General features: G+C 71.0%; 24 protein-coding genes, 2 pseudogenes and 1 riboswitch. Of the genes and pseudogenes, 19 read left to right on the top strand and 7 right to left on the bottom strand.

What is annotated here, in order from left to right:
- The first annotated feature begins 5 nt into the window (after positions 1-5).
- The 3 genes and pseudogenes from ACP4J3_RS12590 to ACP4J3_RS12580 all read left to right on the top strand — a co-directional run bounded on the left by ACP4J3_RS12590 (position 6) and on the right by ACP4J3_RS12580 (position 1,912).
- Positions 6-1,031 (top strand): MBL fold metallo-hydrolase, encoded by a 1,026-nt coding sequence (locus ACP4J3_RS12590; RefSeq protein ID WP_426533479.1) that lies wholly within the window; start codon positions 6-8, stop codon positions 1,029-1,031.
- A gap of 8 nt (positions 1,032-1,039) precedes the next feature.
- Positions 1,040-1,498, top strand: a pseudogene (locus ACP4J3_RS12585) (nuclear transport factor 2 family protein); the annotation flags it as partial.
- 48 nt (positions 1,499-1,546) lie between these two features.
- Positions 1,547-1,912, top strand: coding sequence for a RidA family protein (locus ACP4J3_RS12580; protein ID WP_426533641.1), 366 nt, complete (start codon positions 1,547-1,549; stop codon positions 1,910-1,912).
- Positions 1,913-1,919: 7 nt separating this feature from the next.
- Here the strand turns inward: ACP4J3_RS12580 and ACP4J3_RS12575 are convergent, their stop codons facing one another.
- Positions 1,920-2,405 (bottom strand): phosphotransferase, encoded by a 486-nt coding sequence (locus ACP4J3_RS12575; protein ID WP_426533477.1) that lies wholly within the window; start codon positions 2,403-2,405, stop codon positions 1,920-1,922.
- 65 nt (positions 2,406-2,470) lie between these two features.
- Positions 2,471-2,610: riboswitch (cobalamin riboswitch) on the top strand.
- Between the two features lie 113 nt (positions 2,611-2,723).
- Between ACP4J3_RS12575 and ACP4J3_RS12570 the strand changes: the two genes are divergently transcribed.
- The 7 genes from ACP4J3_RS12570 to ACP4J3_RS12540 all read left to right on the top strand — a co-directional run bounded on the left by ACP4J3_RS12570 (position 2,724) and on the right by ACP4J3_RS12540 (position 10,157).
- The gene (locus ACP4J3_RS12570; protein WP_426533475.1) at positions 2,724-3,950 is read left to right on the top strand and encodes a prenyltransferase/squalene oxidase repeat-containing protein; all 1,227 of its coding nucleotides are present in this window, start codon (positions 2,724-2,726) and stop codon (positions 3,948-3,950) included.
- On the top strand, positions 3,947-4,597 hold the full coding sequence (locus ACP4J3_RS12565) for an SCO2322 family protein (protein WP_426533473.1): 651 nt from the start codon (positions 3,947-3,949) through the stop codon (positions 4,595-4,597). The genes ACP4J3_RS12570 and ACP4J3_RS12565 overlap by 4 nt, the downstream gene beginning before the upstream one ends.
- Positions 4,597-5,670 (top strand): energy-coupling factor transporter transmembrane component T, encoded by a 1,074-nt coding sequence (locus ACP4J3_RS12560; RefSeq protein WP_426533471.1) that lies wholly within the window; start codon positions 4,597-4,599, stop codon positions 5,668-5,670. The genes ACP4J3_RS12565 and ACP4J3_RS12560 overlap by 1 nt, the downstream gene beginning before the upstream one ends.
- The gene (locus tag ACP4J3_RS12555) at positions 5,667-7,343 is read left to right on the top strand and encodes an ABC transporter ATP-binding protein (RefSeq protein WP_426533469.1); all 1,677 of its coding nucleotides are present in this window, start codon (positions 5,667-5,669) and stop codon (positions 7,341-7,343) included. Before ACP4J3_RS12560 ends, ACP4J3_RS12555 begins: the two co-directional genes overlap by 4 nt.
- A complete protein-coding gene (locus ACP4J3_RS12550; protein WP_426533467.1) occupies positions 7,340-8,167 on the top strand; it encodes an ECF transporter S component in 828 nt (275 codons plus the stop codon). The genes ACP4J3_RS12555 and ACP4J3_RS12550 overlap by 4 nt, the downstream gene beginning before the upstream one ends.
- 267 nt (positions 8,168-8,434) lie before the next feature.
- A complete protein-coding gene (locus ACP4J3_RS12545; protein ID WP_426533465.1) occupies positions 8,435-8,869 on the top strand; it encodes a transglycosylase SLT domain-containing protein in 435 nt (144 codons plus the stop codon).
- Between the two features lie 124 nt (positions 8,870-8,993).
- Positions 8,994-10,157, top strand: coding sequence for a serine hydrolase domain-containing protein (locus ACP4J3_RS12540; protein ID WP_426533463.1), 1,164 nt, complete (start codon positions 8,994-8,996; stop codon positions 10,155-10,157).
- A gap of 72 nt (positions 10,158-10,229) precedes the next feature.
- Here the strand turns inward: ACP4J3_RS12540 and ACP4J3_RS12535 are convergent, their stop codons facing one another.
- Positions 10,230-11,465 (bottom strand): cytochrome P450, encoded by a 1,236-nt coding sequence (locus ACP4J3_RS12535; RefSeq protein WP_426533461.1) that lies wholly within the window; start codon positions 11,463-11,465, stop codon positions 10,230-10,232.
- A gap of 191 nt (positions 11,466-11,656) precedes the next feature.
- On the opposite strand from ACP4J3_RS12535, the gene ACP4J3_RS12530 reads away from it, so the two are divergent.
- Positions 11,657-12,826, top strand: coding sequence for a steroid 3-ketoacyl-CoA thiolase (locus tag ACP4J3_RS12530; RefSeq protein ID WP_426533459.1), 1,170 nt, complete (start codon positions 11,657-11,659; stop codon positions 12,824-12,826).
- Here the strand turns inward: ACP4J3_RS12530 and ACP4J3_RS12525 are convergent.
- The 3 genes from ACP4J3_RS12525 to ACP4J3_RS12515 are packed head-to-tail and all read right to left on the bottom strand — an operon-like array spanning position 12,810 to position 14,497.
- Positions 12,810-13,337, bottom strand: coding sequence for a hypothetical protein (locus tag ACP4J3_RS12525; protein WP_426533457.1), 528 nt, complete (start codon positions 13,335-13,337; stop codon positions 12,810-12,812). The two genes, ACP4J3_RS12530 and ACP4J3_RS12525, sit on opposite strands and share 17 nt — an antisense overlap.
- Positions 13,338-13,341: 4 nt before the next feature.
- The gene (locus ACP4J3_RS12520) at positions 13,342-13,689 is read right to left on the bottom strand and encodes a DUF397 domain-containing protein (RefSeq protein WP_426533455.1); all 348 of its coding nucleotides are present in this window, start codon (positions 13,687-13,689) and stop codon (positions 13,342-13,344) included.
- The gene (locus ACP4J3_RS12515; protein WP_426533453.1) at positions 13,649-14,497 is read right to left on the bottom strand and encodes a helix-turn-helix domain-containing protein; all 849 of its coding nucleotides are present in this window, start codon (positions 14,495-14,497) and stop codon (positions 13,649-13,651) included. Before ACP4J3_RS12515 ends, ACP4J3_RS12520 begins: the two co-directional genes overlap by 41 nt.
- A gap of 90 nt (positions 14,498-14,587) precedes the next feature.
- Between ACP4J3_RS12515 and ACP4J3_RS12510 the strand changes: the two genes are divergently transcribed.
- From ACP4J3_RS12510 to ACP4J3_RS12490, 5 genes are all read left to right on the top strand, one after another.
- On the top strand, positions 14,588-15,034 hold the full coding sequence (locus ACP4J3_RS12510) for an ATP-binding protein (RefSeq protein ID WP_426533451.1): 447 nt from the start codon (positions 14,588-14,590) through the stop codon (positions 15,032-15,034).
- A 32-nt stretch (positions 15,035-15,066) separates the two neighbouring features.
- Positions 15,067-16,716 carry a hypothetical protein gene (locus ACP4J3_RS12505; protein ID WP_426533449.1) on the top strand — a complete coding sequence of 550 codons (1,650 nt, stop codon included), beginning with the start codon at positions 15,067-15,069 and terminating at the stop codon, positions 16,714-16,716.
- Between the two features lie 183 nt (positions 16,717-16,899).
- A complete protein-coding gene (locus tag ACP4J3_RS12500) occupies positions 16,900-17,511 on the top strand; it encodes a hypothetical protein (protein WP_426533447.1) in 612 nt (203 codons plus the stop codon).
- A gap of 59 nt (positions 17,512-17,570) precedes the next feature.
- On the top strand, positions 17,571-18,161 hold the full coding sequence (locus ACP4J3_RS12495; protein ID WP_426533445.1) for a hypothetical protein: 591 nt from the start codon (positions 17,571-17,573) through the stop codon (positions 18,159-18,161).
- A 39-nt stretch (positions 18,162-18,200) separates the two neighbouring features.
- Complete coding sequence (locus ACP4J3_RS12490) at positions 18,201-18,548, top strand: hypothetical protein (protein ID WP_426533443.1); 348 nt, start codon at positions 18,201-18,203, stop codon at positions 18,546-18,548.
- 26 nt (positions 18,549-18,574) lie between these two features.
- On the opposite strand, the gene ACP4J3_RS12485 is transcribed toward ACP4J3_RS12490, so the two are convergent.
- The gene (locus ACP4J3_RS12485; protein ID WP_426533441.1) at positions 18,575-20,635 is read right to left on the bottom strand and encodes a bifunctional glycosyltransferase 87/phosphatase PAP2 family protein; all 2,061 of its coding nucleotides are present in this window, start codon (positions 20,633-20,635) and stop codon (positions 18,575-18,577) included.
- Positions 20,636-20,927: 292 nt separating this feature from the next.
- Here ACP4J3_RS12485 and ACP4J3_RS12480 point away from each other — a divergent pair, with 292 nt between their 5' ends.
- Positions 20,928-21,599, top strand: a complete 672-nt coding sequence (locus ACP4J3_RS12480) for an O-methyltransferase (RefSeq protein ID WP_426533439.1) — start codon at positions 20,928-20,930, stop codon at positions 21,597-21,599.
- A gap of 5 nt (positions 21,600-21,604) precedes the next feature.
- On the opposite strand, the gene ACP4J3_RS12475 is transcribed toward ACP4J3_RS12480, so the two are convergent.
- A complete protein-coding gene (locus ACP4J3_RS12475) occupies positions 21,605-21,997 on the bottom strand; it encodes a hypothetical protein (protein WP_426533437.1) in 393 nt (130 codons plus the stop codon).
- A 99-nt stretch (positions 21,998-22,096) separates the two neighbouring features.
- Here ACP4J3_RS12475 and ACP4J3_RS12470 point away from each other — a divergent pair.
- A pseudogene (locus ACP4J3_RS12470) lies at positions 22,097-22,505 on the top strand (DUF1992 domain-containing protein).
- A complete protein-coding gene (locus tag ACP4J3_RS12465; protein ID WP_426533435.1) occupies positions 22,502-22,993 on the top strand; it encodes a GNAT family N-acetyltransferase in 492 nt (163 codons plus the stop codon). Before ACP4J3_RS12470 ends, ACP4J3_RS12465 begins: the two are co-directional and overlap by 4 nt.
- Positions 22,994-23,056 lie beyond the last annotated feature (63 nt).

Below are 23,056 nucleotides of genomic sequence, written 5' to 3'. Positions count from 1 at the left end.
GGCCCATGACGCAGGTGTACGACCACGGCGGCGGCGTCCGGTCCGTGAAGGTCCCCATCCCTGACAACCCGCTCGGCCACACCCTCGTGTACGTCGTCGAGACCGGCCGCGGCCCGGTGCTGGTCGACACCGGGTGGGACGACCCGGCGTCCTGGGACATCCTCGCGGAGGGACTGACGGCCTGCGGCACGTCGGTCGCGGAGATCCACGGTGTCGTGATCACCCATCACCACCCCGACCACCACGGCCTGTCGGGTCGGGTGCGCGAGGCGTCCGGGGCGTGGATCGCGATGCACGAGGCGGATCTCTCGATCGTGCGCAGGGCGCGCGGAACCCGCCCCGAGCGCTGGTTCACGTACATGGCGGCCAAGCTCGCCGCGGCCGGCGCCCCCGAGGAGCACATCGCGCCCCTGCGGGCGGGCCGGCCCCGCACACTCCCCGGCCTCTCCCCCGCCCTCCCCGACCGCGAGATCGTCCCCGGCGAACTCCTCGACCTCCCCGGCCGCCGCCTGCGCGCGATCTGGACCCCGGGTCACACACCCGGCCATGTCTGCCTGCACCTGGAGGAGGACCACCCGGCCCAACTGCCCGGCCACGGCCGCCTGTTCTCCGGCGACCACCTACTCCCCGAGATCACCCCGCACATCGGCCTGTACGAGGACCCCGACGACGCGACGGTCACCGACCCGCTCGGTGACTACCTCGCCTCCCTCGAACGCGTCGGCGGTCTCACCCCCGCCGAGATCCTCCCGGCCCACCAGCACCCCTTCACCGACGCCCCGTCCCGCGTACGGCAGTTGCTGGCCCACCACGAGGAACGGCTCACCGGACTGCTGGCGTTGCTGTCCGAGCCCCTCACCCCCTGGCAGCTCGCCGAGCGCATGGAGTGGAACCGGCCCTGGGAGCAGATCCCTTACGGGTCACGGAACATCGCGGTCTCGGAGGCCGAGGCCCACCTGCGACGGCTGGTGAAGCTGGGGCGGGCGGAGGCGGTGGCGGGGAGTGAGCCGGTGACGTACGTGACCGTATAACAGTCACCATGAACACGCCGAACGCCTTGGCCCCGTTGGACCGACTCCTCGCCGAACGCGCCTGCGAGCGCGTCATCCTCGACTTCGTCCACCGCCTCGACCTCGGCGAACCGGCCTCCGTCGCCGAGCTGTTCACCGAGGACGGCTGGTGGGAGTGGCCTGCTCCGGGGGACGGGCGCCGCTCGGAGGGACGGGCGGCGCTGCGGGCGTACTTCGGCGCACGGCCGGCGGACAAGCTCTCGCGGCGGGTCATGTCCAACATCCGGGTCACGGTGACGTCGGAGGACACGGCCGAGGCGACGTCGTACTTCACCACGTACCGCGTCGAAGGCTGGACGGGCGGCATGGTGCCGGCCGCCCCGCCGGTCCAGGTCGGCCACTACGAGGACACGTTCCGCCGCGTGTCCGACCAGTGGCTGCTCACCTCCCGGACCCTCCACCTCCCGTTCGGCGGCCCCACCCCACGACAGGGCCGCGGCGCCCTCGACGTCGTCCACACCGACCGCGCCCCCTTCATCCGCTTCCCCGACGGCAGCGAGCCGCCGCTCTCGCAGGGTGTGCGCAGCGGGCCCCTGCTGTTCACGTCCGGCCAGGGACCGCTGGATCCGGCGACCGGTGCCATGCCGGGCGACTTCGGGGCACAGGCACGACAGGTGCTCGCCAACGTCGAGGCCGTCGTCGCGGCGGCGGGCGGCGACCGGCGGTCGATCGCACGCTGCACCTGCTATCTCTCCGACCGGACCCACTTCGCCGAGTTCAACCGCGTCTACCGGGAGTTCTTCACGGACTGCCCTACCCTTCCGGCCCGTACGACGGTTGTGGCTCGGCTGGTGCGGGAGGGTGTGCTGGTCGAAGTGGACGCGGTGGCCGTCGTCGCCTGACGGGCCATCAGCGCATGAGCGTACGGATCAACGCCTCTGTGTCACCGAGTAGTTCGATCTCGCGCGGCGTCATCGTCGGATTGACCGCGCGCCGGCGCAGGGCCTCGGTGAGGCCGGCCTCCGTGAGGTCGGAAGGGTCGGCGAGCAGGGACGTCAGGATGGAGCGGGCGGCTTCGGCGACGGGCTCGGCGACGACGGCGGCCTGGGCGAGGATCAGGTGAGCGAGGATGCCGCCCGCCTCGTCCGGGCCCAGTGTCCCCCCGGTCAGCGCCCCGAGCATCGTCGGCCCCGGCAGCCGCTCCATCACCAGCTCGGTCCGCGAGGAGTCGGCCAGTCGTACCCGGGGCGCCGGATAGCCGTGGGCGCGTGCGTGGGCCATCACCGCGCCCTCGGCGAGCGCGTCCCCGTAGCCCTCCCGGTTCCGCCGCAGCACCCATGCCTCGTCGATCTCGTACACGTCGGCCGTGCGCCCCGTCCCCAGCAGTCGCCCCACCGACCCCGCCCCCTCCGTCGTGCGAGGACCGTACCCCGGCCCGCACAGGCGGCCCTCGGGGTCCCGGTTACGGGCGGGTAGAGTGTCGGCGTCGTCATCACACCCGTACGGGGGAAAGCCGGTGCAAATCCGGCGCTGACCCGCAACCGTGAACCGGTCGTCGAAGGCCGGTGAGCCGGATCTCCGCGTACGGGCAGTGACCGGCTCACGTGCCCGGCAGCCGGCCGGAGCACGGCACCGTCGAGGTATACGGAGCCGAGCCGCCGGGGGTCCTCCCTGTGCTGCCCGGTTCCCCTTAGGGAAGGGCACCCGCCGATCATGTACGTCCGCCGCAGCGCCGCGGTCCTGGCCGCCGTCGCCGTCGTGATCGGCGCGGCCGCGCCGGCCGCGGCCGCCGACGAGTCCCCTTCCACGTCGCCGTCCCGGGCGTACCCCGCCGAGCTGTACGGCGGCACCGACCCGACCTACGACGGCGTCTGGCGGCAGTCCCTCGCGCTGCTCGCGCAGGACACGGTGGGCGTGCGGCCGGCGAAGGGGGCGGTGGACTGGCTGCTGGGGCAGCAGTGCGCGAACGGCGCCTTCGCGCCCTACCGCGCCGACGCCGACGCCGACTGCGGCGCCAAGACCCCCGTCGACACCAACAGCACCGCCGCCGCCGTACAGGCACTCGCCGCACTCGGTGGGCACGACGCCGCGACCGGCAAGGCGGTGTCCTGGCTGAAGTCCGTGCAGAACAAGGACGGGGGGTGGGGGTACGCGGCGGTCGGGGCCAGCGACACCAACTCGACGTCGGTCGTGATCGGCGCGCTCGCCGCCGTGGGTGAGAAGCCGGCAGGCGTCGTGAAGGGCGGGCGGTCTCCGTACGACGCCCTGGTCGAACTCGCCCTGCCGTGCACGGGTGACGGCGCCGGCGCCTTCGCCTTCCAGCCGGACAAGAAGGGCACCCTGGTCGCCAACGCCGACGCCACGGCCGCCGGGATCCTCGGTGCGCTCGGCAAGGGGCTCGTGGTGCGCCCCGGCACCACCGCCTCCGACGCGACCTGCGCCGACGGCGGCGACCGGACCCCGCAGCAGGCCGCGGCCAACGGCGCCGCCTACCTCACCCGGGCCCTCGCCGAGGACGGCCACCTCAAGTCCGCCCTCCCCGGCGCCGAGGACCAGCCCGACTACGGCAACACGGCCGACGCGGTCGTCGCGCTCGCCGCCCGGTCCGGTGCCGGCGCCGCCCAAAAGCCGCTGCGCTGGCTGGAGCAGAACTCCGCCAAGTGGGCCGAGCAGAGCGGCCCGGCCGCCTACGCCCAGCTCATCTTCGCCGCCCACGCCACCGGCACCGACCCGCGCGACTTCGGGGGCGTGGATCTCGTCAAGCAGCTCAACGCGACCGGCCCGGCACCCCAGAAGGCAGCCGGCCAGGAGGAGAAGGGGGAGAAGACGGACGACGGGGACAACCCCTTCGGCGCCTGGTGGTACATCGGTGTCTTCCTGGTCGTCGGCATCGGCATCGGCTTCCTGCTGAGCGGCCGCAACAAGGGCGGACGGCAGTGATCCGCCGCGTTGTCGCTCTTCTCCTCGCCGCGCTGGTCCTCCTGACCGGCGCGGCCCAGGCCGCCCAGGCCGCCGGCTACCGCTACTGGTCCTTCTGGGAGCGCAAGGGCGACACCTGGATCTACGCCACCCAGGGCCCCGCCACCGCCCGCCCCTCCGACGGCGACGTGCAGGGCTTCCGCTTCGCGGTGAGCGCGGACTCCAAGGACGCGGCGCAGCCGAGGGGCGCGGCCGAGTTCGCGGTGATCTGCGCCCGGACACCCGCGCAGGACGGCACGAAGCGGGTCGCCCTCGTCCTCGACTTCGGTACGCCGGCCGACGCCCCGTCGGGCGAGACGCCCCCGGCCCGCCGCACGGCCTGCGCCCGGGTGGCCCCCGACGCGACGACGGCGGAGGTCCTGGCCGCGGTCGCCAAGCCGCTGCGCTACGACACCGACGCCCTGCTGTGCGCGATCGCCGGCTATCCGCGGAAGGGCTGCGGCGAGCAGGTGTCGGACGACGACGCCCGCGAGCCGGCGCCGACCAGTGACAGCGCCGAGGTCGACTCCGGCGACGGCAGCACCTGGCTGGGCCTCGTCGCGGGCATCGCCGCCGTGGCCGTTCTGGCAGCGGCAGCGATCTGGCAGGCAAGGCGGCGGCGACCGTAATGGCCGGGGCGCAACTCCACCCCGGCGCCTGGTGGCTGTGGGCCCTGGCCCTCGGCACCGCGGCCACCCGCACCACCAACCCTCTCCTGCTCACCCTCCTGATCGCCACCTCGGCGTACGTCGTGGCGACGTGCCGCCCGGACGCCCCGTGGGCCCGCTCCTACACCGCGTTCGTCAAGCTCGCGCTCGCCGTCCTCCTCATCCGCCTGGTCTTCGCCGTGGCCCTGGGCTCCCCCCTCCCCGGCACCCACGTGATCGTCACCCTGCCCGAAATCCCCCTCCCCGACTGGGCGCAGGGCCTCCGTCTGGGCGGCAGGGTCACCGTCGAGACGCTCGTCTTCGCCCTCTACGACGGCCTGCGGCTGGCGGCCCTGCTCATCTGCGTGGGCGCGGCGAACTCCCTCGCCAACCCCACCCGCCTCCTCAAGTCCCTGCCCGGCGCCCTCTACGAGCTGGGCGTGGCGGTGGTCGTGGCCCTCACCTACGCCCCTCATCTCATCGCCGACGTCCAGCGCCTGCGCGCCGCCCGCCGCCTCCGTGGCCGCCCCGACACCGGCATCCGGGGCTTGCTGCACGTGGGACTGCCGGTCCTGGAGGGCGCGTTGGAGCGCTCGGTCGCCCTGGCCGCCGCGATGGACGCGCGCGGCTACGGCCGTACCGCCGACGTCCCGCCCCGGGTCCGCCGTACGACGACCGCGCTCACCCTCGGCGGCCTGCTGGGCGTCTGCGCCGGAACGTACGGCCTGCTGACCGCCGAGGGCGGGACGTACGGCCTGCCCGTCCTCCTCGCCGGACTCGCCGCCGCCCTGGCGGGCCTCCGCCTGGGCGGTCGCCGCACCCTGCGCACCCGTTACCGCCCGGACCGCTGGGACGCCCGCGCCTGGCTGGTCGCCGGTTCCGGCGCGGCGGTCGCGGCCCTGCTGACCCTCGCCGCCGACCGCGACCCGGCGGCCCTGCACCCCGGCGTGGTCCCCCTGGAAGCGCCCGCCCTCCCCCTGTGGCCCGCGGCAGCCGTCCTGATCGGCCTGCTCCCGGCCTTCATCAGCCCAGCGCCCCTCAAGGAGACGTCGTGATCCGCTTCGAGAACGTCTCCGTGACGTACGACGGTGCCGCCGAACCCGCCGTCCGGGGCGTGGACTTCGAGGTCCCGGAAGGCGAACTCGTCCTCCTCGTCGGCCCGTCGGGTGTCGGCAAGTCCACCGTCCTCGGCGCGGTGAGCGGCCTCGTCCCGCACTTCACCGGCGGCACCCTGCGCGGCCGCGTCACGGTGGCCGGCCGCGACACCCGCACCCACAAGCCCCGCGAACTCGCCGACGTGGTCGGCACGGTGGGCCAGGACCCCCTGTCCCACTTCGTGACCGACACGGTCGAGGACGAACTCGCCTACGGCATGGAGTCGCTGGGACTGGCCCCCGACGTCATGCGCCGCCGAGTCGAGGAGACCCTGGACCTCCTCGGCCTCACCGACCTCCGCGACCGCCCCATCGCCACCCTCTCCGGCGGCCAGCAGCAGCGCGTGGCGATCGGCTCGGTCCTCACCCCGCACCCCGCCGTCCTGGTCCTGGACGAGCCCACCTCGGCCCTGGACCCACCCGCCGCGGAGGAGGTCCTGGCAGTCCTCCAACGCCTGGTCCACGACCTCGGCACGACGGTCCTGCTGGCCGAACACCGCCTGGAACGAGTGGTCCAGTACGCCGACCAGATCGCCCTCCTGCCCGCACCGGGCGAGGCCCCGATCCTCGGCACGCCGGCGGAGATCATGGCCGTATCCCCGGTGTATCCCCCGGTGGTGGACCTGGGCCGCTTGGCGGGCTGGACCCCGTTGCCCCTGACGGTCCGAGACGCCCGACGACAGGCGGCAGACCTACGTCAACAACTCAACGAACGGCACAGTGGCGCCCTCAAGGGGCGCGGGGAACTGCGCGACCAGCCACAACAAACCCGCACCCGCCACCAATCCGCACCCCCCGAGCCATTTGGCGAACCCACCCCCCGCCGCTGGTTCCAACGCAGGCGCACCCCCACCCCCCAAACCCCCCACGCAGCCGAAGTACACGAACTCACCATCACCCGCGGCAACATCCGAGCCCTCAACCACATCAACCTCACCCTCACCCCCGGCGAAACAATCGCCCTGATGGGCCGCAACGGCGCCGGAAAGTCCACCCTGCTCAACACCCTGGTCGGCCTCATCAAACCGTCCGCAGGTTCGGTCACCGTCGGCAGAGCCGGTCTCGTGCCCCAGGAACCCCGCGACCTCCTCTACGCCGACACGGTCGCCGCCGAATGCACGACCGCCGACACCGACGCAGCCGCAGCACCCGGCACCTGCCGAGCCCTGGTCTCCGAACTCCTCCCAGGCGTGGCGGACGACACACACCCCCGCGACCTCTCCGAGGGCCAGCGCCTGACGCTCGCACTGGCCGTCGTCCTGACGGCCGACCCTCCGCTGCTCCTGCTCGACGAACCGACCCGGGGCCTGGACTACGCGGCGAAGGCCCGCCTGGTGACGCTGTTGCGCGACCTCGCGGCGCGGGGCCACGCCATCGTCCTGGCCACGCACGACGTGGAGCTGGCGGCCGAGCTGGCGGATCGTGTGATCCTTCTCGCGGAGGGCGAGGTGATCGCCGACGGCCCGACCGCGGACGTGGTCGTCTCCTCCCCGTCCTTCGCTCCGCAGGTCACCAAGATCCTGGCCCCGCAGCGGTGGCTCACGGTCGCGCAGGTACGCGAGGCCCTGGCGTGACCGGCGCCCAGGGGCAGTCCCGCCCCATCCGCCTCGGCCCCCGCTCCATAGCCGCCCTCGCCCTCGTCAGCGCCGTCGGTGCCGCCGCCCTCGGCTGGCCGTTTCTCGCGCTGCCCGCCTCGCAGGTGAGCGCCCACGCCCAGGACGCGCCCTGGCTGTTCACCGGCCTGCTGATCCTGCTCGTCGCCATCGTCGCGGCGACGATCTCCGAGTCCGGGCTCGGCCCGAAGGCGGTGGCGATGCTGGGGGTGCTCGCGGCGACCGGTGCCGCGCTGCGCCCGCTGGGCGCGGGGACGGCCGGCATCGAGCCGATGTTCTTCCTGATGGTGCTCAGCGGAAGGGTCCTCGGACCGGGCTTCGGCTTCGTCCTGGGCTCGGTGACGATGTTCGCGTCGGCGCTGCTCACGGGCGGGGTGGGGCCGTGGATGCCGTTCCAGATGCTGTCGATGGGGTGGTTCACGATGGGCGCCGGGCTGCTGCCGGGCGCGGACCGGCTGCGCGGCCGGGGGGAGCTGTTCCTGCTGGCCGGATACGGCTTCCTGGCCGCCTTCGCCTACGGCACGGTGATGAACATGCAGGGCTGGCCGTATCTGCTGCGGGACGGCTCGAACATCGCGCCGGACCCGGAGGCCGGGCCGCTGGGCAATCTGGCCCGCTTCGCCGCGTACTGCCTGGCGACCTCGCTCGGCTGGGACCTCGGCCGGGCGCTGGTCACCGTCGTGCTGACCCTGACCCTCGGCCCGGCGATCCTCAAGGCGCTGCGCCGGGCCACGCGCCGCGCGGCGTTCGAGAGCGCGGTCACATTCGAGGCGCCCACAAGGTGAAGCACCCCACGTGACCCGCTTCACCTACGATCCGTCGTAGTGGTGCAAATCAGACGCCATGCACACGCCATAACAGGCCCTGACCTGCGCATTGAGAGCCAGCTCACACAGCAAGCAGCTCCCCCACATACGACCACAACTAGCAAAAGCACTCATTGCGGACACCATCCCGACCTGCTTCTGTTGACGACGTCGCACGGCGCCGACGTGCCCACAGGGCCGCGGCGCCGACGCATGTCTCCGACTGTCCCCGACGAAGGGTTCTCCGTGTCCGCTGTCTCCCTCTTCCGCCGCGCCTCCGCCCCGAAGAAGGCCCTCGCCGGCGCCGCCCTGGCCGCCGCCACGGCCGGCACGCTGTTCGCCGCCGCCCCCGCGCAGGCCGCGACGACCTCGGCCTCGTCGACCTCGTCGGCCTCCTCGGCGCAGGCGATAGCGAAGAAGATGATCTCGGACTCGGCCCAGTACCAGTGCTTCTCGAACATCGTCGACCACGAGAGCGACTGGAACGTCAGCGCCACCAACGCCTCCTCCGGCGCCTACGGCCTGGTCCAGGCCCTGCCGGGCAACAAGATGGCCTCGGCCGGCTCCGACTGGAAGACCAACCCGGCCACCCAGATCGAGTGGGGCCTGGACTACATGAAGGACCGCTACGGCAGCCCGTGCGGCGCCTGGGGCTTCTGGCAGGCCAACGGCTGGTACTGAGCCGTTGCTTCATCACGGCAACCGTCCGCCGCGCCCGTCGTGGCGTGCCCTAAGGGCCGCGTCCGGGAGCGGACCGGGGACATCCCCGATGGGCCGGGCGGGCATTGTCGGCAGGCTGTGATCCATGGCATCCGAGTGGATCTCCCGACGTTCCCTGGTCCGCGGCTCCGTGGCCGCCGCGGCCCTTCTCACGGCCTCCGGTGCGGCGTCCCGCGCAATGCCGGCGGCAGCCGTCCCCGCCGGTCGTTCGCTCGACATCGAGGCGCTCCAGGCCGCGATCTCCGATCTCGCGCATCCCCCGTCCGTCTCCGCCCAGTTACGGGTCGCCCAGGGGCAGCAGCACTGGTACGGCACCGCGGGTGTGTCCGACATCGCCGGCGGGCGCCGCCCGCGGCCCGCCGACAGATTCCGTGCGGGGAGTGTCACCAAGGTGTTCGTGGCGACGGTCGTGCTGCAACTGTGGGCGCAGCGGCGGCTGGAGCTCGACGCACCGATCGGGCGGCACCTCGCGGACCTGCTCCCGGCGCACTTCGGGCGGGTCACCGTCGGGCAACTGCTCAACCACACCAGCGGCCTGCCCGACCACGAGGGCCTGCCCGACGACTCCACCCCCGAGGCAGTCCTGCGCCACCGCTTCGACCAGTGGACGCCCGAGCAGTGGATCCGCACGATCCCCGCCGACCGCCCGCTCAAGTTCCCGCCCGGCACCAAGCAGGAGTACCGGGGCATCTCCTACGTCCTCCTCGCACTCCTCGTCGAGAGGCTGACGGGACGGCCGTACGGCGAGGTGATCAAGTCCCGCGTACTGGAACCTCTGGGGCTGAGGCACACCCTGCTGCCGGGCGGCGACCCCCACCTGCACGGCCCGCACCTCCACGGCTACCTGCGCATGGCCGACGGCACCCTCCAGGACGTCACCGTCTTCAACATGTCCAGCACCTGGGGCGAGGGCGAGCTGGTCTCGACGGTCGACGATCTCTTCCGTTTCCAACGGGCCCTGTTCTCCGGCGCGCTGCTGCCGCCCCACGCCATGGCCAAGCTCTTCACCCTGCCGCCGGACAGCGTGCGCATGCTGGACGGCAGCCCGGCGCGCTACAGCATGGGGCTGCAGAAGGTGACGGTGAACGGCCTGACCTTCTGGGGAAAGACCGGTGAGGTGTACGGCTATCGCACCCGCGTCTTCTCCACCCGTGACGGACGCGTCCGCTTCGTCCTGCACTACACCCCTACCCCGCTGACCACGGACGAGGAGATGGCCGTCAGAGTCGCCGCGGTGCTCGCGGGGTGAGTGTCGCCCGTCTCGGGGGAGGCAGGAACGGGGCGTAGGGATAGGGGGTGCTCCTGCCTCCCTCGGGACGGGTCAGCCGGTGCTGACCTGGAGTTCCTTCACACCGTTGATCCACGCGGAGCGTAGGCGGCGCGGGTCGCCGGCGAGTCGGAGGTCCGGCATCGCGTCGGCCACCGCGTTGAAGATCAGGTCGATCTCCAGCACCGCCAGGGACTTGCCCAGGCAGTAGTGGGGGCCGCCACCGCCGAAGCCGAGGTGGGGATTGGGGTCGCGGGTGATGTCGAAGGTGTCGGGATTCTCGAAGACCTCGGGGTCGTGGTTCGCCGAGGCATAGAAGATTCCTACCCGGTCTCCCTTCCTTATGCGCTTTCCGCCCAACTCCGTGTCCTCAGTGGCCGTGCGCTGGAAGGAGACGACGGGCGTCGCCCAGCGGACGATCTCCTCGGCCGCCGTCGCCGGCCGCTCCCGCTTGTACAGCTCCCACTGTCCGGGGTGGGTGAGGAAGGCGTGCATGCCGTGGGTGATGGCGTTGCGGGTGGTCTCGTTGCCCGCGACCGCCAGCATCAGCACGAAGAACCCGAACTCGTCCGAGCGCAGGTTGCCCTCGTCCTCCGCCGCCACCAGCGTCGTGACGATGTCCTTCGCCGGACACTCCTTCCGGTCGGCGGCCATGTTCATCGCGTACGCGATGAGTTCGGTGGCCGACTCCTGCCCGACCTCCTCGGTGATGGCGTACTCGGGATCGTCGTACGCGATCATCTTGTTGGACCAGTCGAAGATCTTGGCCCGGTCGTCCTGCGGGATGCCGATCAGCTCGGCGATGGCCTGGAGGGGCAGTTCGCAGGCGACCTCGGTGACGAAGTCGAAGGGGCCGGAGCGGTCACGGGCGTTCGCGGCGATCGCCAGCGCCCGCTCCCGCAGGCGCTCCTCCAGGGCGCGGATCGAGCGCGGGGTGAACACGCGCTGGACGATCTGGCGGACCCGGGTGTGCTCGGGCGGGTCCATGTTCAGCAGGATCAGCCGCTGAGCGTCGATCGCATCGCGCTCGATGTGCTCGTTGAAGCGGATGATCGCGGTGTTGAGGGTGGACGAGAACAACTCCGGGTGCGTCGACACGTACTTGACGTCCGCGTGCCGGGTCACCGCCCAGTAGCCGCCGTCCTGGAACCCGGCCACATTGCCCGACTGCGGGATCCAGCGGACCGGTTCGGCGCGGCGCAGCTCGGCGAACTCCGGGAGGGGCACGCGGTGGTGCAGCACATCGGGGTCGGTGAAGTCGAACCCGTCGGGAAGCGCGGGACAGGGCATGAGCAGCTCCTGACGGTCCATCAGCTAGGAGGGATCGCCGAGACGGTAGTAACGGGTTCTACAACTAGCAAGAGGCATGGAGCCCTCAATTGCCCGCACGACCCTTGCGGTAAGGCAGCCTCCGTCAGCAAACTGCACTCAGAACTAGAACACGTACTAGTTCCGCAGCGCCTCGGAGAGGATCCGCACCCATGGCTGCCGAACCCGTGATCGTCGAAGCCGTACGCACCCCCATCGGCAAGCGCGGCGGCGCGCTCGCCAACCTCCACCCCGCCTACCTCCTGGGCGAGACCTACCGCGAACTCCTCGGCCGCACCGGCATCCCCGCCGACTGCGTCGAGCAGATCGTCGGCGGCACGGTGACCCACGCCGGCGAACAGTCCATGAACCCCGCGCGCACCGCCTGGCTGACCATGGGCCTGCCGTACGAGACGGCGGCGACGACGGTCGACTGCCAGTGCGGCTCCTCGCAGCAGGCGTCGCACATGACCGCCAACATGATCGCGGCGGGCGTCATCGACGTCGGGATCAGTTGCGGCGTCGAGGCGATGTCCCGGGTGCCGCTGGGGTCGGGGTCCAAGCACGGGCCCGGGAAGCCGTTCCCCGACGAATGGAACGTGGACCTGCCCAACCAGTTCGAGGCGGCGGAGCGCATCGCCCGCCACCGCGGCCTGACGCGCGAAAACGTCGACGCTCTCGGACTGCTCTCCCAGGAGCGGGCCGCGGCCGCCTGGGCGGAGGAGCGGTTCAAACGGGAGACGTTCGCCGTCCAGGTCCCGACGACCGAGGACGAGCAGCGTGCCGGGCAGGGCATGTGGCGCCTGGTCGACAAGGACGAGGGCCTGCGCGACACGTCCATGGAGGCGCTGGCCGGGCTGAAGCCGGTCATGCCGACGGCCATCCATACGGCGGGCAACTCGTCCCAGATCAGCGACGGCGCGGCGGCGATCATGTGGGCGTCGAAACGGATGGCACGCGCCCTGAAACTACGGCCCCGTGCCCGGATCGTCGCGCAGGCGCTGGTGGGCGCCGACCCGCACTTCCACCTCGACGGGCCCATCGACGCGACGAACGCGGTGCTCGGAAAGGCCGGGATGTCGTTGAAGGACATCGACCTCGTCGAGATCAACGAGGCCTTCGCGTCGGTGGTATTGAGCTGGGCCCAGGTCTTCGATCAGAACCTGGAGAAGGTGAACGTCAACGGCGGCGGAATCGCACTCGGGCACCCGGTGGGGGCCACCGGGGCCCGGCTGATCACGACCGCGCTTCATGAGCTGGAGCGCGTGGACAAGGAGTTCGCGCTGGTGACGATGTGCGCGGGGGGCGGTTTGGCCACCGGGACGATCATTCAGCGGCTGTAGCCGGTCCGACCGGGTCCTCCGCGCGGGGACTGTGGCGTTCGGCGAGTGGACCGACGCCGAGATCCTCACGCATGAGCTTGCGCATCCTGGCGGCTGCCTTGCCCCGCGCCTCCCAGCGGGCACGGTCCTCTGGACTGCTGACGGCAGTGCCGTCGACGTAGCCGTCGCAGATGCTTCGCAGACAGTGGAACACGCTGTTGGAGGCCTTGACGACGGGTTGGGGCGCGATGAGCCACATCCGTTCGGATGCGGTGGCTATGCCGGAGTCCCGAAAGGCCTCGCGCAGCGCCAGCGCCCGCTCGTCGTCGGAAGGGTGCTCTCGCTCGGCCAAGGCCCGCAGGGTCTCACCGAGGACCTTCACGGTGGTGGTGTACTGCGTGTAGATGTCGAGCCGCAGCCGAAGGGCTTCCTTGGCATCCTCGCGCTTCCACCGGTTCCGATCGGCGATGAGAGTGGCGACGATGCCGATCGCGGCCCCGGCCAGGGTGGAGAGCAGCGGCAGCCAGTCCATGGTGCTATTCGGCGGCTGCGGCCCAGGAGACGAACGTGGTGAACGCGGCGGGGTCGAGGGTGAGGATCGGGCCCGCCGGGTTCTTGGAGTCGCGGATGGCGAGGGTGATGTGGGGGGTTTCGGCGATCTCGACGCACTCGCCGCCCTGGTCGCCGCTGTGCGTCGACTTGGTCCAGGTCAGGGAGCCGGTGGTCGCGCACTCGACACACTGGACGTTCTGGTCGCCGCTGTGCGAAGACTTACGCCAGGCCAGCGCGCCGAGCGGCGTGCACTCAACGCACTGGCCACCCTGATCACTACTGTAGGACGACCTACGCCACGGGGTCCCCGCCGGAATCGCCTTGTTCTCCATAGCGTTCCTCCATCACGCGCCGGATGAGATCCGCCGAGTCCTTGAGGGACAGGGCGGCGGCCTGGAGATGATCGTATCGGAGCGAGCAGTCCTTGACGGTGTCCGGATTCACGGTCGGATGCCCGCTGCCATAGCTCTCCGTGTAGACGATGGTCGGGTCGCTAGCAAACCGGTAGAGGTCAAACGCGCCTGTCAGCCCCGCGTGCGCGCCCGCCGAGAACGGCAACACCTGAATGTTTACGCGGGGGTTGTGTTCAAAGGACAACAGGTGGGCGAGTTGCTCACGCATGGTCTCCCGGCCGCCGATCTCCTGGTATAGCGCTGCCTCACTGAGGATTGCCCAGAAGACCGGCGGGTCCTGCTTCTCAAAGATGCGCTTACGGGCCAGCCGTACCTCAGTGCGGTCGTCAAGGTCGGTGTCGTCCAGCACACCAAGCACAGCACGAGCGTATGCCCTGGTCTGAAGGAGACCGAGAACCATGTGGTCCTGGAAGGAGCAGATCTCGACCGCCCGCGCCTCCAACTCCGCCACCTGCTGGAACCAGGCCGGAAGTTGACTACGCATCACCAGCTCATGCAGCCGGGACAGCGCCCCACCCGTCCCCAACGCGACATCCACCCGCTCGCTGAACTGCAACGTCGGCAGCTTCCGGGCTGTCTCGATCTGGCCGACCAGCGACCCGGTGCAGTAGACGACGCCCCCGAGCTGCTTCTGAGTCAGTCCGGCGGCCTCCCGATACCGCCGTAGCTCGAAGCCGTAGTAGTCGAGGGGCGAGGCGCCCGGGTCGAGGGTGTTGATGTGGGTCACGCGGCGGCCCCTCTCGCAACTCGGCCCACTTCGGGACCTGTTGTGTCCGTTCGGTAGCCCAGAGTAGTTGCGCGACGTCACGCTCGTACCGTGAACGCATACATTCCCCCCACCTACCTGGCCCCCTTCCGCTCCCAGTACCGCCTCCGCCTCACCGTCGGCGAACACTCGGCCCGGCACATCCGCGCCATCGCCCGTTCGCTGCTGGCCGAGTGGCGCATGCGCGAACTGGCCGACGCCGTGGAGCTGGGCGTGACCGAGCTGGTCGCCAACGTCGTACGGCATGTGCCGGACCGGCGTTGTGAGGTGCTGATCCTGCGGCGGACGGGCGGGGTGCGGGTCGAGGTGGCGGACGGGTTCGGTCAACTGCCGGTGCTGCCCGCGCAGTCGGGGCCGGAGGACGAGGGCGGGCGGGGGCTCGTGCTGCTGGACGCGGTGGCCGACAAGTGGGGGGTGGATCCGGTGTCGGGGGGCGGCAAGTCGATCTGGTTCGAGTGCTCCTGCGGAAATACTTCGTTCACCCTCATCCACCAGTGAACGCTCCCACCCGAATCCACGTCTTCGCTCACGTGGCCCCAGCCGAACTCACCAGCACCCGCGCGCCCGAGAGCGCTCCCCAGCAGGCGCCCCCTGCCCACAAGCGGCTCCTGGACACCATCTGGGCCCGTCACCGCGTCCCCCTCCTGGCCACGCTCCCCACCGTCCCCCTCTACGCGATCTGGGCCCTGTTCCTCGCCACCGGCGGTGGCGACCTGGCCGCGCAGGACGCCTGGGCCGACTTCGTGACGCGGCACGGCGGCTCGGCCTACAACCTCTTCTGGTACGGCGGGACGCACACCGCCAACTACAGCCTGATCTCGCCGTATCTGATGGCGGCCCTGGGCGTGCGCACGGTCACCGTGCTGTCCGGGCTCGCGGCGACCTGGCTCGCGGCCGTGCTGCTCACGCGAGTGAACGGGCTCCGAAGACCCGTCGGCCCGGCCCTGCTCGCGTCGTTCGCGCTGTGGTGCAACGTGGCCTCCGGCCGCACCACCTTCGCCCTCGGGGTGGCCTTCGGACTCGCCGCGTGTCTGCTGCTGTCGCGGGAGAGACGGATCGTCCTCGCCGGCGCGTATGCCGCCCTCGCGACGATGGCGAGCCCGGTGGCGGGGCTGTTCCTGGTGGTCGTGGGCGCCGCGTTCCTGCTGACCCGTGACTGCCCCCGTGCCCTCGCCCTGCTCCTCCCGCCCGCGCTCACGGTCGGCGTGATCACCCTCCTCTTCCCCTTCAAGGGCGAGCAGCTCATGTTCGCGGGCCGTATATGGCCGCCGTTCTTCCTGGGCCTGGCGGTCACCTTCCTCGCCCCGCGCGACTGGCGCGTCGCCCGCTGGAGCGGTGCCGTCTACGCGCTGGGCACCGTCCTGACGTACCTCATCCCCTCGCCCATAGGCACCAACGTGGAGCGCTTCGCGGAGCTGTTCGCGCCCGCAGCTCTCCTCACCGTCCTGGCCGCCCAGCCCCGCCTGGCGAAGCTGCGCCGCAACCTGCTCGTCGCCGCGCTGGTCTTCTCGGTCGCCTGGGTCGGCAAGAAGACCGCCGACGACCTGTACGTCTCCACGATCGTGCCCACCTGGGCCGCCGAGACCCACGGAGTGGTCCGCGCCCTCGACCGCCTCGGCGCCGACCACACCCGCGTCGAGGTCGTCCCGGCCCGCAACCACCGCGAGGCCAGCGGGCTCGCCCCGCATGTGAACATGGCCCGCGGCTGGAACCGGCAGCTCGACATGGAGCGGGCGCGGCTGTTCTACGACGGGTCGTTCTCGGCGGCGACCTACCGGCAGTGGCTGGATCGCTGGGCCGTGGGATACGTCGTCCTCCCGCTCGGCAGGCCCGACGGCTACGCCAAGGTAGAGGCCGAGCTGATACGCGAGCACCGGCCCGAGTGGCTGGAGCCGGTGTGGCAGGACGCGCACTGGCGGGTGTACCGGGTGCGCGACGCGCGACCGCTGGTGAGCGAGCCCGCGAGCGTGGTGTCGACGTCCAGCGCCGACGTCGTCGTACGCATGCCCCGCGCGGGCGCCGTCACCGTGCGCGTCGCCCACTCCCCCTGGCTGCACGTGGACGGCGGCGGCTGCCTCGCCCCGGACGGCGAGTTCACGCGGCTCACCGTCACGGCCGCCGGGGAGTACCGGATCAGCTCGGAGTACGGGCTTTCTGCGGAGCCGGTGCGGCGCTGCTGACCTCCCGCGGACAGCGCTACCACACACATCAACTCCCCCTGCTGGGCCGTTCCTTGTGGGGCAAACGACCGGCACAGTCGGCGACCGCGCCGGGCTACCGTGACCGTCGTCAGGGGCCGACACCGGCCATTGCGGGCGCACTGTCGGCGTATCCGCACCCAACACCCCAGGAGGGCAGCAGAAATGCCCAGAAGATCCCGCAAAGCCATAGCCGTCGTCGGCATCACCGGGGCAGCGATGTCCGCCGCCCTGATGCTCGCACCGCCCGCCGCGGCCGGCGATTTCACCACCATGGCGGAGCCGTGTGACGGATGGGTCGGAACGACAATCTCCGTCAGCAACGTCAGCAAACCCAAGAAGCTGACCCACGCTTCGAGGTACTACAACGGAACCACCAGCAACGCAACCGCCTCCCGCACGGCGTCCAGGCAGCTCACGCTCACAGCGGGCATAACGGTCTCTTCCGGCGTCTCGGTGGAGGGGGGCCCTGTCGTCGCGAAGCTGGGCGCCACCGCCGGGGTGTCGGTCGCGGCGTCCGGTAGTGCCACGACGAGTTCCAGCATCAGCTTCACCGCCACCATCAAGCCCAGGCAGTCCGTCGTCATTTACCAGGGCCGGGTCAAGGTGACCGGTAAATACAAGGTGCGGAAGTGCACCAGTGGCTCCGGCACAATGCGGGTCACCACTGGCACCGCCCGGAGCTACCGAACCGTCCTGGAGACCGGTGCGGCTGCCTGTAACGTCACGCAGCCGTCGGGCAGCTACGCCGCGTTGGCGAAGAACAACTACTGCTGAACGGCTCGGTAGGCGTGGAGCGGCCAACAGCCCTTTCGGCCAGACCGAGGTGGCCACAGTTGAAGACAACATTCAGGATCTCCGCCGTGGCCGCCGCCGGGGCGCTGGCCGTGACGGGCTGCTCCACGGCCGGGGGTGACGCGGTATCCGGTCCTGGTGGGCACGCGGGGTGCACCATCCGGGCGGTCGACATCCCGCTCGACACGCTCAGCGGCACCTGGACCTTCTCGGCCGTACGCACGGTGGATCCGCGAAGGGACCGCACCGGCACCGTCCTGGTCGACTCTCCCCCCAGGTGGCGGCTGGACTTCGGCCCCGGCGGCCCCGACAAGGCGGCAGTACTCGCGGCAATCGAACAGAAGTATGACGATGTCGGCCTGGTGACTGACGGCTTCAGTGAGGGCCTGGCAGAGATCGACAGCTTCCTCTCCCAGATCGCGGAGAGCACACCGTACGTCGGATATGCGGCGGTGAAAGCGGTCACCGCCCCGGTGACCGTCACCTGCGCCGAAGGTTCCAAGGCCGTGGGCTCCCTCTCCTCCTGGGTCGGATCCGCGATGGGCGTGGTGATGTGCGAAGCCGTCGACCCGACCGAAAAAGCACCCGAGGAGGCGCTCCTCGCCCGCGGCCGGTTCTGTGCCAGGGCCTGAGGACGATACGGCGCCCACCCTGAACGGAAGGACAGACCAGTGAAGTTCCGCCACCTGCGTCATGCCGAGGCCGCCGGGCGCCGCACTCTGGGAGTCGCCGCCACCGCGGGGGCGCTGTTCCTCCTGCCGGTGGCACCGGCACAGGCGCAGAGTCCGGCCCACACCGCCTGTGTCGTATCCCCGGGGTACGAAACGAACACGGTCACCGTGACCTGCAAGGGCGGCCCCGGCCAGTTCCGGGTCCGGGCGGAGTGTGTTGCCCCCTCCGGCCTGGGCAGGTTGGTCACCGGTCCCTGGACGCAGATCCCCGGAACGTCCAAGGTGAAATGCCCGGTGGGCACGAAACTCGTCGACGGCAGCTACCAGCTCGACCCCGCAGCGTCCTGACCCGCCTCCGGTGAGGCATGTGGTGATCAGCTCGGAGTACGGTCCTTCTGCGGAGCCGGGGCGTCGTCGCTGCTGAGCTGCTGCTTCACCCGTGCCGCCGACGGGCGGGCGCGCGGGCCCTGGAACAGGTACGTCATCGCGAAGCCGGCGCCCACGACGGCCGCGCCGCCGGCCGCGTCCAGGATCCAGTGGTTGGCGGTGACGACGATCGCGGTGAGCGTGAACAGGGGATGCAGCAGGCCGAGGGCCTTCATCCACCATCGGGGCGCGAGGATGAGTACGACGAGGCCGCACCACAGGGACCAGCCGAAGTGCAGGGACGGCATCGCCGCGTACTGGTTGGTCAGCTCGGTGAGGGTGCCGTAGTCGGGCTTGGTGAAGTCCTGCGGGCCGTTGACCGTGTCGATGAAGCCGAGGCCCGGCATCAGACGGGGCGGGGCGAGGGGATACAGCCAGAAGCCGACCAGCGCGAACACCGTCGCGAAGCCGATCGCGGTACGGGCCCAGCGGTAGTCGACGGGGCGGCGCCAGTACAGGACGCCGAGTATCGCGAGCGGGACGCCGAAGTGGAACGACTCGTAGTAGAAGTCGAAGAACTGCCGGAGCCAGTCGACCTTCACCACGGCGTGGTTGGCCCAGTACTCGATGTCGATGTTCAGGGCGCGTTCGATGGAGTGGATCTCCGCGCCGTGCTCCTCGGCGGTGACCCGGCCGGCCGAACTCGACTCTCCGGCCGCGGCCAGGCGGATCTGGGCGTAGGCGTAGTACGTGACCCGGATCAGCAGCAGCTCGAACAGCAGGTTCGGACGGCTGATCACCCTGCGCAGGAACGGCACCAGGGGAATGTGCCGGAAGCGGGAGGGGACCTTGTCGGCGTACTGGGTCGGGATCGGCGTCTGCCAGTAGGGCGAGGTGCGCGACAGGAACGGCACGACGGCGGCCGTGGCGATCGCGGCCAGCAGGACGAGGTCGGCGCGCAGGGGGTGCAGCACCACCTTGTCCGGCACCATCATCCGCGCCGGCAGCGTCATGATCAGCACGACGGCGACCGGCCACACATACCGGTCGGCGGCGCGTCTGCCGACCTGGCCGACGACCGCGAGCAGCACCCACAGGAGCTGGTGCTGCCAGGCGGTCGGCGAGACGACGATGGCGGCACAGCCGGTGATGGCCACGGCCAGCAGAAGCTGCCCGTCGTGGGCGTAGCGCACGGCGCGGCGCAGCGCGAGGACGGCGACGGCGGCGCCCAGCAGCAGGAAGAGGACGACCTCCAGCGGGCCGCTCAGGCCGAACCGCAGCAGGGCGCCGTGCAGCGACTGGTTGGCGAGGTCGTCGGCGCGCCCGCCGAGACCGACGCCGGCCATGTGGTGCACCCAGTAGGTGTACGAGTCACTCGGCATCGCCACCCAGGCGGCCACCGTGCACGCGGCGAACGTGGCACCGGTGGCCAGCGTGGCCCGGCGGCGGCCGGTGAACCACAGCAGCGGGGTGAACAGCAGCAGGGTCGGCTGGAGCGCGGCGGCGAGGCCGATGAGCACACCGCTGGCGCGCTCGCCGCGCACGGCGAAGCAGCCGAGCAGCACGAGCAGGACCGGCATGATGCTGGTCTGGCCGAGGTAGAGGGTGTTGCGCACCGGCAGCGACAGCATCAGCAGGCTGATCGCGACGGGCGCGGCGAGCAGCGAGGTGCGCCGGCCGACCGGCTGCGGCAGGGCGCGGGCGGCGACCAGGCCGAGGGCGGCGACGAGCAGGAGGGTGCCGAAGGTCCAGCCCCAGCCGAGGGCCTGCTCGGCGGCGCGGGTCAGCGGCTTGAGGACGAGCCCGCCGAACGGCGTACCGGTGAACTGCGTCGAGTCGTACAGTGAACCCTTCACATGCAGGACGCCGTTCGGCCCGACCCAGGTCTCCAGGTCCGTCAGCCGCTCGCCGCGCGGGGTACTGAGGACGACGGCCACCTGCCGGACGGCGAGGATCGCGGCGATCAGCCACAGTCCGAGCCGTGCCACCCGCAGCCGTGCCCGCGCCGCACCGACGGCCGTCGCCCCGAGGGCCTGCGTCGATCGCCCACCGTGTCCCGCATCCGCCACGCCTCGTCGGCCTCCCGCCCCGGTCGTCCCCGCGTGAGAATCCTCGCGAACCCTGTGCGGCTCGCACCACCCCCGGGGAGAGACGCAGGCAACCCCCGATTCACCTGACGCCCGTTCTCCTGTTGTCCTCTTGTCCGCATGACGATAGTCGGCGACCGTTTCGCCCGCCTCCGGGAGACGGGCCGCACCCGAATCCACCATCCTGTAATTCCCGGCAGGGAGTGGCACAAGTGACTACATTCCTGAATGAATCTCCTTAGCGTTTCTAACTAACCTGACGGAAGGCAAGCCGATGAGCGAGTCGCAGGTCTGGGACGACGTCGACGCGTACTTCACCGCCCACCTCTCGCCCGAGGACGACACCCTGCGGGCGGCCCTGCGCGACAGCGAGGCCGCGGAGCTGCCGATGATCAACGTCACGCCGACCCAGGGCAAGCTCCTGAAGCTCCTCGCCGAGATCCAGGGCGCCCGCACCATCCTGGAGATCGGCACGCTCGCCGGCTACAGCACCATCTGGCTGGGCCGCGCCCTGCCCGCCGACGGCCGGCTGATCTCGCTGGAGTACAACGCCAAGCACGCCGAGGTGGCCACCCGCAACATCGCGCGGGCGGGCCTGGACAAGGTCGTCGAGGTGCGGGTCGGCCCGGCCCTGGAGTCGCTGCCCAAGCTGGCCGACGAGAACCCGCCCCCCTTCGACCTGGTCTTCATCGACGCCGACAAGGCCAACAACCCGCACTACGTCGAGTGGGCGCTCCGGCTCACCAGCACCGGCAGTCTGATCGTCCTGGACAACGTGGTGCGGGCCGGCCGGGTGGTCGACGCCGACACCGACGCACCCGACGTCCGGGGCACCCGCGCCGCGATCGAAATGATCGGCAGCCACCCCAGGCTGAGCGGCACGGCGATCCAGACGGTGGGCGGCAAGGGCTACGACGGCTTCGCGCTGGCGCGGGTGCTGGCGTAGGGCGCTCAGGCCTCGTGGTAGAAGCCGACGTTGACGCTGCGAGGTGCGGTGCGGTCGTGGATGACGATCTCGCCGCTGCCGCCCCTCTGCAGCGGCACCGTCCCGCCGTAGCCGATCGGCTGCGCGTACCCGCCCACAGTCAGCCGCACCTCGGAGGACGGATCGGCCTGCGAGCCACGCAACCAGCTCACCTGCCACCCACCGTCCGGACCGCACAGGAACTCCAGGTGGACCCGGGACACGAACAGCCAGTCGTCCGGCGTCGAGAGCCGGCACACCTGCTTGTCCCGGCCGACCCGCAGCGTGGCGCCCGGCTCGCTGGGTGCGTCGGCCATGAGCATGCCGGCCGTGGCACCCTCGTCCGCCGCGGACACGGCGGCCATGGTGAGTTCGAGCACGAGCGCCCCTCCCGAAAACGTCCTTGTGCGGCAGCCGCTTTGGCCACCGACGCCGCATAATAAATCGCCCGGCACCACCGCGTCCGGCACAATGAACTCATGACCGAGCGAAAGCTCCCCGGCGTCCCGTTCGAGTCCTGGGTCGACAAGCAGATCCACGACGCACAGACACGCGGCGACTTCGACCGCCTGCCCGGCGCCGGTGAGCCACTGCCGACCGACCTGGAAGCCCCGTACGACGAACTGTGGTGGGTCAAACGCAAGATGGCCCGCGAGGGCCTGTCGGTCCTGCCCCCCGCCCTGGCCCTGCGCAAGGAAGCGGAGGACGCGCTACTAGCCGCCCATGCCGCACCGTCGGAGCGGGCGGCCCGCAAGATCATCACGGACATCAACACCAAGATCCGCGACATGCTCCTCAAGCCGCCCCCCCGGCCCTCCCCTGGGCCGAAAGCCGTACGACGTGGAAGAGATCGCACGCCAGTGGCGCGAACGGCACCGGTCGGCATGACCTGGACCATCACTTCGGAACCCCCCGACTCCCCCGTGGCCACCGCCCTCTGGCGGGCGTACTACACGGAGGTCAGCGACCGCTACTACCTCCTCCACCAGGGCCACCGCACCGACCCGGCCGAACTGGAACGGGAGATCGCGGCCCACACCTTCCCCGAACTCCAGCCCCCGAAAGGCAGCTTGCTGGTGGCCCGCCACGTCGGCGAGCCGGCCGGATCGGCCGGTATCCGCATGTTGGACACCAACACCGCCGAACTGACGAGGGTCTTCATCCACGAGCCCCTGCGCGGCAAGGGCGGCGCCCGACTCCTGATCCGGACCGCCGAGAACACGGCCCGCACGTTCGGCGCCACCCGCATCATCCTGGACACCCGCCACGACCTGCGCGAGGCCCGAGCCCTCTACACCCGCCTCGGCTACAAGGAGACCCCACCCCACAACAACGACGTCTACGCCGAGCACTGGTTCAGCAAGCCCCTGCACTGAAGCCCCCACGGCGGGGAAGCCGCGTACGGCGGGAAGGGGACGTGCCGGGGGGTGTCCGCCCGC

The organism is Streptomyces sp. UG1 (genome assembly GCF_049974585.1).
Taxonomy (GTDB): Bacteria; Actinomycetota; Actinomycetes; order Streptomycetales; family Streptomycetaceae; genus Streptomyces.
The sequence above is the reverse complement of the archived record's forward strand: the minus strand, read 5'-3'. Positions and strand labels throughout refer to the sequence as shown.